Annotated in this window: 9 protein-coding genes, 1 pseudogene and 1 other annotated feature (1 of these 11 only partly in view); of the genes and pseudogenes, 4 read left to right on the top strand and 6 right to left on the bottom strand. The window is 36.3% G+C overall.

Annotated elements, in window-relative coordinates; all coding sequences use genetic code 11:
• Positions 1-80 (top strand) — a binding site (T-box leader) (it extends 138 nt beyond the left edge of the window).
• A 310-nt stretch (positions 81-390) separates the two neighbouring features.
• The 3 genes and pseudogenes from argS to BN349_RS23290 all read left to right on the top strand — a co-directional run bounded on the left by argS (position 391) and on the right by BN349_RS23290 (position 3277).
• Positions 391-2070 carry an arginine--tRNA ligase gene (gene argS, locus BN349_RS04080; RefSeq protein ID WP_019241004.1) on the top strand — a complete coding sequence of 560 codons (1680 nt, stop codon included), beginning with the start codon at positions 391-393 and terminating at the stop codon, positions 2068-2070.
• A gap of 73 nt (positions 2071-2143) precedes the next feature.
• Positions 2144-2584, top strand: a complete 441-nt coding sequence (locus BN349_RS23285) for a cytidine deaminase (RefSeq protein WP_019241005.1) — start codon at positions 2144-2146, stop codon at positions 2582-2584.
• Between the two features lie 202 nt (positions 2585-2786).
• Positions 2787-3277 (top strand): annotated as a pseudogene (locus tag BN349_RS23290) (DinB family protein).
• 64 nt (positions 3278-3341) lie between these two features.
• Here BN349_RS23290 and BN349_RS04095 read toward each other — a convergent pair.
• Positions 3342-4013 (bottom strand): DUF4652 domain-containing protein, encoded by a 672-nt coding sequence (locus tag BN349_RS04095; RefSeq protein ID WP_019241007.1) that lies wholly within the window; start codon positions 4011-4013, stop codon positions 3342-3344.
• A gap of 222 nt (positions 4014-4235) precedes the next feature.
• Between BN349_RS04095 and BN349_RS04100 the strand changes: the two genes are divergently transcribed.
• Entirely contained in the window at positions 4236-4943 is a 708-nt protein-coding gene (locus BN349_RS04100; protein WP_019241008.1) for a hypothetical protein, read from the top strand.
• Positions 4944-5019: 76 nt separating this feature from the next.
• On the opposite strand, the gene BN349_RS04105 is transcribed toward BN349_RS04100, so the two are convergent.
• The 5 genes from BN349_RS04105 to BN349_RS23295 all read right to left on the bottom strand — a co-directional run.
• Positions 5020-5763: a hypothetical protein gene (locus BN349_RS04105; RefSeq protein WP_019241009.1), complete on the bottom strand. Its 744-nt coding sequence runs from the start codon at positions 5761-5763 to the stop codon at positions 5020-5022.
• Positions 5756-9436: a multicopper oxidase domain-containing protein gene (locus BN349_RS04110; protein ID WP_019241010.1), complete on the bottom strand. Its 3681-nt coding sequence runs from the start codon at positions 9434-9436 to the stop codon at positions 5756-5758. The genes BN349_RS04105 and BN349_RS04110 overlap by 8 nt, the downstream gene beginning before the upstream one ends.
• Position 9437: 1 nt before the next feature.
• Positions 9438-9770 carry a hypothetical protein gene (locus BN349_RS04115; protein WP_019241011.1) on the bottom strand — a complete coding sequence of 111 codons (333 nt, stop codon included), beginning with the start codon at positions 9768-9770 and terminating at the stop codon, positions 9438-9440.
• A 21-nt stretch (positions 9771-9791) separates the two neighbouring features.
• Complete coding sequence (locus BN349_RS04120; RefSeq protein WP_019241012.1) at positions 9792-10112, bottom strand: hypothetical protein; 321 nt, start codon at positions 10110-10112, stop codon at positions 9792-9794.
• 163 nt (positions 10113-10275) lie between these two features.
• On the bottom strand, positions 10276-10722 hold a 447-nt coding region (locus tag BN349_RS23295), incomplete at its 5' end, for a hypothetical protein (protein ID WP_026089154.1).

A 10722-nucleotide genomic window follows, 5' to 3' on the forward strand; every position in this document is an offset into this window, starting at 1 on the left:
CACCTCGTTAATAATAGAAAGCGGTCACAATATGTGGCAACTAGAGTGGTACCACGGGAAAAAAAGCTCTCGTCTCTGATTTAGAGATGAGAGCTTTTTTATTTTGGCTGTTTTCGTGGACATTGTTGACCTATGAACAATTCGTCAATATTGGTTGGGGTGAATTCCGGTCCAGAATGGTGGGCGATGAGTCTCCTCAGCGAATAAAGGGTGTGGGGTTTCATTTGTCCATCTGCTCCCGCTCCAATGCTTTATTATGCTCTTCTTATTCACTGAACATAAAAAAATAGCCTTTTAGAAAACAGCCTTTATTTTCAAGACAATTAGGGGCTAGTTAACTGTATCTGGACAGAATGACAAAGGTCCGATTCTATAATGGAGGAGAAGAAAATGAAAATTAATGAACAAATTGCACACTTAATATCGTCAGCTTTAGAAAATCAACTAACAGCCCATGAAGTTGAAATTTTATTAGAAAAGCCTAAAAATCCTGATTTAGGAGATATTGCTTTTCCATGTTTTACATTAGCGAAAAAAATTCGAAAAGCACCTGTTCAAATTGCTGAAGAGCTAGGAAATCTTCTTAGAAGTGAATGGATTGAAGGAGTAAATATTATTGGAGGCTATGTTAATATTTTCTTAAATCAAAACCTTGTGACTCATTCCGTTCTGCAAACGATTATTGAAAAAGACGGGCAATATGGTAGTAAGAAAAAGAAGCATGAAAATGTTGTGATAGATTATTCATCACCAAATATTGCAAAACCATTTTCGATGGGACACTTGCGCTCAACAGTGATTGGAAATGCAATCGCTAATATTGCTGAGAAGAATGGCTATCATGCTGTTCGTATAAATCATTTAGGAGATTGGGGAACTCAGTTTGGGAAATTGATAGTTGCCTATAAATTATGGGGAGATAAACGAGCAATTGAGGCATCACCAATACAAGAATTGCTAAAAATCTATGTGAAATTCCATGAAGAAGCTGAACATAATGAATCATTAAATGAACAAGCTCGTTCTGCATTTAAGTTACTAGAAGAAGGAAATAGTGAAGCACTCGAACTTTGGAAGTGGTTTAGAGATGAATCCTTAATGGAGTTTGAAGCAATTTATCAGCTTTTAGGTATTCATTTTGATTCTTATTCAGGTGAAGCTTATTATAATGACAAAATGGAGCCGGTCGTTCAAGAATTACAGGATAAAGGATTATTAGTTGAATCAGATGGGGCATACGTAGTGGAACTTGAAAATATGCCTCCTTGCTTAATTACAAAAAAAGACGGAGCTACGTTATATGCGACTCGTGATTTAGCAGCAGCTATATATCGTAAAAAGAAATATAACGCGAAGAAAACCTTCTATGTAGTTGGGAATGAGCAAACGTTACATTTTAAACAATTTTTTCAAGTGCTTGGGAAAATGGGCAATGATTGGTCAAAAGACTTAATGCATGTTCCATTTGGAATGATGTTAAAAGACGGTAAAAAGATGTCAACACGTAAAGGTAAAGTAGTTTTACTTGCAGATGTTTTAGCTGAGGCAATTGAAACAGCTAGACGAAACATTGATGAAAAGAATCCGACTCTTGAAAATAAAAATGAAGTAGCTCAACAGGTTGGCGTTGGTGCAGTTATTTTTAATGATTTAAAGAATGATCGTCTGAACGATATTGAATTTTCGCTAGAGCAAATGATGAAGTTTGAAGGAGAGACAGGACCTTATGTACAATATACGTTTGCACGAATAATGTCTTTACTTGAGAAAGGTCAATTTAATGAACAAGAAATTCAATTTGGTCATTTAGGTAATGAAGGATGGGCTGTAGTTCAGTTATTAGGCGAGTTTCCAAAGGTTGTACAAAAATCATTTGAACAAGCTGATCCATCACAAATTGCGAAGTATAGTTTAACGTTAGCTCGACAGTTTAATAAGTATTATGCTCATACAAAAATATTAGTAGAGGATGGGTCGAAGCAATCAAAGCTAGTCTTTGCATATTGTGTATCCATGGTATTAAAAGAATCGCTCAGATTATTAGGGATAAAAGTACCGAAAGAAATGTAAAAATAGAGCTAAGAGTATATTGCCTATACAATGTATAATACTTGTATGTCATATTTTTCTGGGAGACGTACTAATGAATATCGAAAAAGAAATGTTTGTGAGAGTTACAGATTTTGTGAAAGAAAGATTCCCACAAGGTTGGGGTGGAGCTGCTATCATGTATACGGACGATGATGATTTTCTAATTAGTGTAGCATTAGAAAGTCCAAATGGTGGTGCAATTTTATGTATGGAGACAGGTGCATTTTGTGAAGCTCAAAAGTATAACAAAGGAATTACTCATTCTCTATGTGTTGCAAGAGATGATGAACATTCACCTTTTAAAGTATTAACTCCTTGTGGTATATGTCAAGAACGTTTGATGTATTGGGGAGAAGATATTAAAGCAGCTATTAGTACAGAAGATGGAACCTTGCATTTTAAATCGTTGAAGGAGCTTCAACCCTATCATTGGTTAACGGCGTATAAGGGTGAAAAATTAGAACACTACGAGAAAAAGACGTCCCAAAAGTGAGTTTAATCACTTTTGGGACGTCTTCTTTTCATTTTTTTCTGTTTTAACATGTTCGAGGTAAGGAGGATTTATTGAATCTTGTAGGGAAATAGAGATGAGTAAGAGTGAATCTTCCATAATATGTCCAGAAATCTGTTGTAAAGAACTACCGTATTGTAAAAGAAGAGTTGTCATAAAATAGATTGAAAATGGAGTGGAAACAGTGAAACGATTTTTTGAATATAATTGGCAGATTAGGGATGAATGGTTTAATTGGTGCAAGCAATTAAACCCTGAAGAGTTAATGAGAAAACGACATGGGGGATTGGGAAGTATATTATTTACTCTCTTTCATATAGTGGACGTTGAATATAGTTGGATTCGAGGTATTCAATCTAAAGACGATCTAGAAGTTGCTTTTGATGAGTATAATACACTTGAAAAAGTGAAGTTGCTTTCAGATACATATCGAATGGAAATTGCGGAATATCTTTTAGCATATACAGAAGCGCATCCAAAGAAGAACTAGTTTCAGTACTTTGGGATGAAGAAACCTATTCTCGTGATGAAATTTTGCACCACGTCATTGCCCATGAAGTTCATCATATTGGACAATTATCCATTTGGGCGAGAGAACTACACTTAACACCTATATCCGCTAATTTTATAGGAAGAACATATAAGACAAACGATTTTTATCAATCGCCTTGTTAAATTTGCATAGAGGAGCCCAAAAGGGAGGAACATCACTTTTGAGACAGCCTCTAACATTTTTTGATTAATTTGATTTTACTAATTCTTTTTCGGTAACTGTCTTTTCTTCTTCATAACCTTCATTAAAATTATCATCTGTGTAAATATGTTTTTTATAGGTAAATGTTCCGTTTTTATTATTGGTAATCGACATCATTTCCTCTTTTGGATCATCCAAGTTCATTGTCAATTGAAGAGTATTCGTTTCCAGATTTAACTCGTATAAATCTCCACCTGTAGTCACCATACCATAAGACATGCCGATAATGACAAATATACGTTTATTATCGATCCATTCAATATATTTAGGTGTAAATTGAGAATTTGGATTATCCTTTAATTTATATAATTTAGATATATTTGTTTTACTATCGTTTAAGACGAGAACAGCTTCTCCTTCTTCAGAGCCTTCGCCTTTTCCCTCTAATGTAGCTTTAAGTGAATTATCTGGTGAAGCTTTCCATTCAGAGTGAAATGTTGGTTCAAAATCTTTTTTTTCTGTTACTTCGAATGAATATGAAGTAGGGTTTTCATTTTTAGGTTCCTCGCTAGAATTTTCATCATTTGGTTTTGTTTCTGTAGGCTTTTCTTGTTGTGTTGGTTTAGAATTATTATTTTCATTTTTAGATGTACTATTGCAAGCAGATACAGTTAATAGTGATACGATAATAAATGTTGTTAATATAGATCGTTTCAAGTAATTTCCTCCTTTATTTGCTATTTTCTATATATAAACAGACTAACATATTTTTTACCAATTTGATGTGATTTTGTCGAAATTGATAAATGATTCTTCTATGGATAGTTTGAATTTTTTTGTTACAGATTTAAGAGAGTAAATTTTGTATTCATGATACGATTATGATTAATTTCATGTTATTATTTGGGAAATAATGAGAGCTTTTTGGGGGAGGAAACTATGAAAATAAAAAAATATGTATCCGTTCCACTATGTATCATGGCGTTGTTATTATTATCCTCTTGTAGTTTTATGAGTAATAATATAGCTTGTCCACCAGAAGCGCAAATTGATTGGGTCGATACTGTTATGATAAATAACATTGTTTATCAATATCATTTTCCTGACCCAGATGATAAAAAGCTTCCTATCTTAATTAACAAAGGTAATGAGATTGGTAAAGTTACTTATAGAATGGCTGAACGTGCTTGTAGTAATCATAAAATGAAAAACGGAGATGCAGCTTTTATTGAAGAAGATTCTCCAATATATGAGCTTAAAGGATATCCAACTAATTTAACCGTAGTTGCAGATAATAAGGTATACATAGTTGAAGAAAATAAAAAAGCGAAAACGGTTGAAGAACTATATCCTTTGGAGGGATTAGTAAAAAATATTTATATTGAAAGTACAGAAGATGGTAGGCGATTATCTGCTTTCTCGCAAACTACCAAGGAGGATTTTTTAGCTTCTTGGTATAAATTAAAGCTTGAGAAGCATGAATCTTTATATAAACAAGGAAAATTTGAAGGAGAACGAATATTTATAGGGATTGAATTAAAAAATGGCGTTTCTTTTAGAGAAGTTTATTGGTCTGATACAAATGTATTTAGTTCTGGAGCAGTTGGCAATAAGAAAATAAAACGGTTGTTACAAATGAATGAATAAACGTGACGAGTACAAACAATATGAAAACCACTAGCTTGGCTAGTGGTTTAAAAGCTTAATACTTTGAGTGTTTTCTTTATTTCTTAAGAGTGATATAACAAATTTCATTAAAGTTAATTCTTTCAAGTTTGCAATCGTTGGAATCAGACTTTAATAGAATAGCACCTTCTTCTGATTCGCATAATATACCTTTAATGAGTTCCTCTTCACCATCTTTTTTGACTAATGCTTGGCAACCAATGAAACTTAGTAGTTGTAAATATAGTAAGATTCCGAAAATTTGATTAGCTATATCGGGTCTTCTTGAAACAAATGGGCCAAAGTTAAGAAGAAGCTCGCGACGAACGCAAGTGTCAATTTCTATTAATTCACTCAAATGAGCGTGACCTTTCGTTTCCGCATCATGAGTAACAGAACAAATTCGCTCAAATAAGATAAACGTTCTTGAACCAACTACATTTAATTGAATGAAGTTTTTTCCTGCGGTTTCTAGCTGCCCTAAAATTTCATGAGTCGTATCATGACAATCAATTTTCACCTTTAATAGTGCATTACGTAAAGCTAAAAAACGTAGTTGTAATTTTCTTGTCATGGCTGGGTCTCTTCTAGTTCCAATGGTTAAAAGCATTTCATTCGCTGCTTTAATACATTTTTTCAATTCAGCTAATTTTTCCGGTGGCAGTGGGCTATTAGGTGATGAAAATAACGGTGTAGAAATTCTTTCAGGACAACGAAATGGTGAACAAAAATGATCATCTGAAAGGGAACCTGTGATACACTCAGGACATTGAAAGGTATGATTATTTTGAGGATTATCCATAATACTCATCTCCTTGTCCATCTATACATTTTTTCAAAGGTGCTAAACATGGATCTAGTCGTTCTAAAACACGCATGATTCCCCATAGTCCAAGTTCAATGTCCCATCGAATATTTCCAGAGCGATACATATAGTCTCCTGGTATATTGTAAAGTCCTCCTGCACCATAAAACAATTCGAAATCATCATTACTTCCAACTGAATTTTCACCTTTCACTGAAGTTGCAGGGGAGTTTACGTCATGAATGCTACTTAGCCATTTATGACCATGCAAGACAAAAGTATGTGCTCTCGCACGGTCTGCTGGATATACAAATCGTATGGTTGTTCGATCTCCTGGATATGCCAAAAAGATTGGTGTTGACGGATCACCATGAACTTTTGAGCTAAATATAGCAGATAGATTTTTGTCACGTTTTAAACGATTCTTAAATCGCTCAGCACGATAGTTGAAACCACGTGACCCTTGATCTTCAGGATCTTCTAAGCCCTCTTCTTCAGGAGAGATGAGAATTGGCTCTGGATCAATGATTAAATTATCCACTTTATCAAGAAGTCTTACACCATCATGCATCAGCAAGACAAATTCACGAAATTCACCGAGTATCGGATTAGAAATAATCACCTGGCTTCCTTTATTAGTTGGAAGTCTTGTGACTGGGTCGAGATAGCAAGAACCTCTATGCTCAGCAATGAATGTACCAAATGCACCATGATGACGATGATTTCTGACATCTGCCATATCCCAAAGATTACAGGCGCCTACATCTGTATCTACATACCATCGATACGTTATCGTTTCACCAGGTCCAATCGTTTGCTCGGGATTAAAGCCAACATTCGCACCGTCAGATCCTTTTACATCATACGCTAATAACTGTGCATGCAAAGAAATTTGTAGTGATGGAGGGAATGGTGCTTCAACAGGTACTCGTGGATAACCATGAATCAATTTATTGTGAAAGTCAGGGCATAGTTGATTACACAACGTTACTTCAATGCATTCACCAACATTACCACGAAGTATTAACGGTTCAGGATTTAGAGCACCGCACTTGATGGCATCTACATCTTCTGCTAATGCAAAGACAATACCAAATGGGTCGTGATCGCAATCTTTGTTATAAATAATGTCTGTTTGTAAGGCAACGACATGATAGCAACGAACAGGTGCATCGCATGGACATGGATTTCCGGGACTTGTTGCTCGTGGAGGTTTTTCACCAGTTGGGCATGGCAAAAGCTTCTTTCGTTTTGGAGGCTTTGGACGATCAGGCAATGGTAATAAATGATCTACTTTTTCTTCAAAAGAGCGAATAATACCCCAGTTTCCTAACCATATATCATCTATACTACCGTAATGATAGAGTGTATCAAAATCACCTTCACCCTCCATTGCGAATTCGAGAGTGAAATGCTCTGATATGCCCATATGTTGTGCTTGCGTAAGTTGCGAATCTAAGTCACGCCGTTCTGTATTCCAGCGTTGTCGGTGTAAATTAAAGATATGCGATTCTTCATGCGCACCTTGGAATAGACGAATCCGTACAGGATCCCCGTTGTAGGTTTCCAATAATGGTGTAACAGGATCACCATGAACATATGAACTAAACACATACGCTGGATCACAATCTGGTTGAGATAATCGGAATTGGATTGGTTCGTTTTTATAATTAATTCCCATTACACCAGGGTCTTCGTGCGATCCAGGGTTCGGAGGTTGATTAAGTGGGAACCCATCTTTATCAAATAGAAGAGCAAAATCGTGTACGAATAATGTGAATTCTCGATAATCTGGGATGAGTGGATTTGTGATCATTGCTTGTGTTCCTGAGCGGATTTTTTTACCTGTACAATTATCTAAAAACTTGGATCCTCTCGGTTGAATATTAATTCCAGAAAACACGCCGTGTAATTGATGGGAATTGGCAAATAAGTGATCGTGCCAGAAAGTCCCTTTTAGTTCGACATCAGCAAACCATTGATAACGGATTGTTTGCCCTGGTAGGATACCAGTATCATAATTCCAGCCAACATTAGCCCCGTCAGCAACGAGTGGATCGAACTTTACAAAATGCACGTGCATTCCTGCTTCGTATGTGCGATCAACGAGTTGAAAAGCATTACCTCCAATGGTTTCTGGAAATTTATTCGTGAAATTCAGTCTAATACATTCCCCAGCATTGGCAAGTAGAACGAGTGGTTCAGGCTCTTTTCGACCTGCGAGTACATCTTCTTCATCTTCTGCTAAAACGTATAGTCGACCTTCAGGATCATGCCACCCTTGCCTGTTATAAATGATAGGAAGTTGAATAGCTACTACGTTAAATTCACGTTCAGGGGTTACGCCTTCGATACATGGATTAACAAACACAGCTCCTGGCCGTGCATTTGGTGCAAATTGATTTTCTTCAAGTATTGTTGATTCTCGTCCCCCGACGATACCAAGAGGTGGACGTGGAGCTTTACAGCCAATAATTCCTGGAATAAAATTAGGAAATCCAGGGCGTTCAGGTGTTGGCTTCGGTGGACAAGGTCGATCTGGTAAAGGCTGTAATGGCTTGATAGGAACGCCATTAGGATAACATTGGCTTCCGTCCTGTAAAGTATTGAAAATGCGCTGCATCCCCCACATGCCTTCATGGAAATGAGGATATAAATGACAGTGGATAATAATATCACCAAATGCTCCTTGTAAGCTTCCAGCTCCATACAAAGGTGACACAGTATATGAGGCTTGTGGTGATATGGCTTGAGAATCGACAAGAATTGAATCTGGATCATTCATTTCAAACACCCATTGGTGAACATGATAGTGAAACACATGCGTTTCTTTCGTTCCACCGTGTATTAAACGGATTTTTACTGGATCACCTACATAGGCAGGTAAAATGGGTGTTGCAGGGTCTCCGAACACCCAAGAATCATGATGGACTTCTTCACCTTCGCAATCTGGGCATACAACTCCTTCATGAATCAAGTTTGAACGATTACGCATCGGTTCGCCACGATAATTGACTGCATGAGTCGCGCTAGGCTGAAACGTATGAGGATCGATTGGTTTTTCCCTAGTTAAATCATCAATTTCCATCTCGTCGTGAAAAATCCAGGCGTATTCTCTAAATGATGGAAGAAAAGGATTGTGGATATCGGCATAAAGTCCGCTATTTATGTCTTTTCCTGTTACAGGGTCCGTCCAACATGATCCTCTAGGCTCTACAATCAATGCCCCGAATAAACCATGTACATTACTTCCAAGTTCACTAGATAAGGTATTTCCTAAATCAGTAAAGGTATGAATCCCTTCTTCAAAAACCTCCCATTTATAACATTGTGTACCTCCGGGAGGACAAGGTGGTGCTGTTGAATCTTCATTACAACCTACAAATGCTCCATCAGAAGTTTGTACATTATATTCTGCCAATTGAATGTGCATCGATGTGCCAAATGGAAGCTGGTTTTCGAACAATACTTCAATTTCATCTCCTACATTAGCTCTCAAAATAAGAGGTTGTACAAGATCAACGGGAGTAAATGGATTACACGCTACTTGTTCTTTGACCTTATTTTCGTTTTCCTTTAATACATACATCATTCCATTCGGATCATGATCGCCAAAGTTATTGACAACAATTCGAATAGGAATGGCAACAACATGATACCGTCTAATCATATTAATCACCCTTTCCGAATTTCTTTAATTCGGGAATCTTATATCCTCTGGTTTCGATGAAGAATACCTCAATATCATCAGTATGAATCCGGAAGAGTGATCCATCTAGTTCCGAAATATTCGTAACCTCTGCTTTAATAAAAACATAGTCACCGGTTACTTCTTTAATTTCTCCAATGACAAGAAAGGGATATTGCGCTAAAAGAGTTAAAGCTTTTTTTCCAATATTAATCTCAAATTCCCTGCTAACAACAGCATGGCGAATGGCGTTAATATCCATATTTTCACTTGAAATGCCGAGCTCTTTGACTATTCGTTGTCTTGCGTTTGACATAGTATTCACCTCCAAATAGATTTATTGAAGTGGTAAGCGTTGATTACAATCAAATATTGTAAAATGAGCGATATGCTCCATTGGAAAGTTAAGCGGCGTAGGAAATGTGAAATATGGTGCATTGTGCATTTTAATATTAACTGGATATAGTGTAATAAACCCATTTGTTACATCAACTACTTTTCCACAAAAGATTGGTCGAAACGTTTGTCCTAGTATATTAAGCTGGTCTTTTTCTGTGACTAGCAAAACGCATTCCCCTAAAATATCTTTATATAGTTTGTTTTCAGGAAGAATCTGTTGTCTAGAAAAACCAAATTTTTGAGACTGATTGTCACCCATGACTTCTTTCCCTCCGATTTTATTTTTTCAAAGAAATGAAAAACTTATTAGTGAAAAATTGTAGAAATCTTATGATGAGGAGAGTGCTAATAACAATCTATTAGACACTCTCTTTTAAACTATGCTTTTTATTGCTTAAGAGCGGGATTAGAAGAAACACTCATTATTCTTTGTTATCTTCCTCATTACTTTCTTCCTCTTTGCTTTCCTCTTCTTTCTTTTCGCAAGGTGGATAACATGAATGCTCACTACAAGCCTTTGACCATACAATCTGACTGATTCTTTCTTTTAAAATCGTAACAGTTGTATGGTCATCCTTTATAACATCTATAAAATCCGTTCCCACATTGCAAACTCTACCAATAGTTGTTTCTATTTCTCCTGCGCATTCAGTCTTAATTTCAGCACAGCAACCTTTCTTACGGAATAGCTCGAAATTAAGATTTCCATCTAGACCTGCCAATCTCAGATGGAAAAGTTCAATACAGCACCCATGTTTATCCGGAAAGCATGTTGGAATACAGCAAGAATTAGTGACGAAAAAGCCATCGCATTTATGATGAGGGAAGTGATGTTTTTTGTCACAGCCACAATGATGATGAGGGAAATG

The sequence above is a fragment of the Bacillus sp. AP8 genome (assembly GCF_000321185.1).
Classification (GTDB): Bacteria; Bacillota; Bacilli; order Bacillales; family DSM-1321; genus Bacillus_AD; species Bacillus_AD massilioanorexius.

Bases quoted from the DNA above. Each gene is read 5' to 3' on its own strand.
- BN349_RS04100 (WP_019241008.1), top strand. From the start codon at position 4,236: ATGAAAATAAAAAAATATGTATCCGTTCCACTATGTATCATGGCGTTG.
- BN349_RS04115 (WP_019241011.1), bottom strand. From the start codon at position 9,770: ATGTCAAACGCAAGACAACGAATAGTCAAAGAGCTCGGCATTTCAAGT.
- BN349_RS23285 (WP_019241005.1), top strand. From the start codon at position 2,144: ATGAATATCGAAAAAGAAATGTTTGTGAGAGTTACAGATTTTGTGAAA.
- BN349_RS04110 (WP_019241010.1), bottom strand. From the start codon at position 9,436: ATGATTAGACGGTATCATGTTGTTGCCATTCCTATTCGAATTGTTGTC.
- BN349_RS04105 (WP_019241009.1), bottom strand. From the start codon at position 5,763: ATGGATAATCCTCAAAATAATCATACCTTTCAATGTCCTGAGTGTATC.
- BN349_RS04120 (WP_019241012.1), bottom strand. From the start codon at position 10,112: ATGGGTGACAATCAGTCTCAAAAATTTGGTTTTTCTAGACAACAGATT.
- argS (WP_019241004.1), top strand. From the start codon at position 391: ATGAAAATTAATGAACAAATTGCACACTTAATATCGTCAGCTTTAGAA.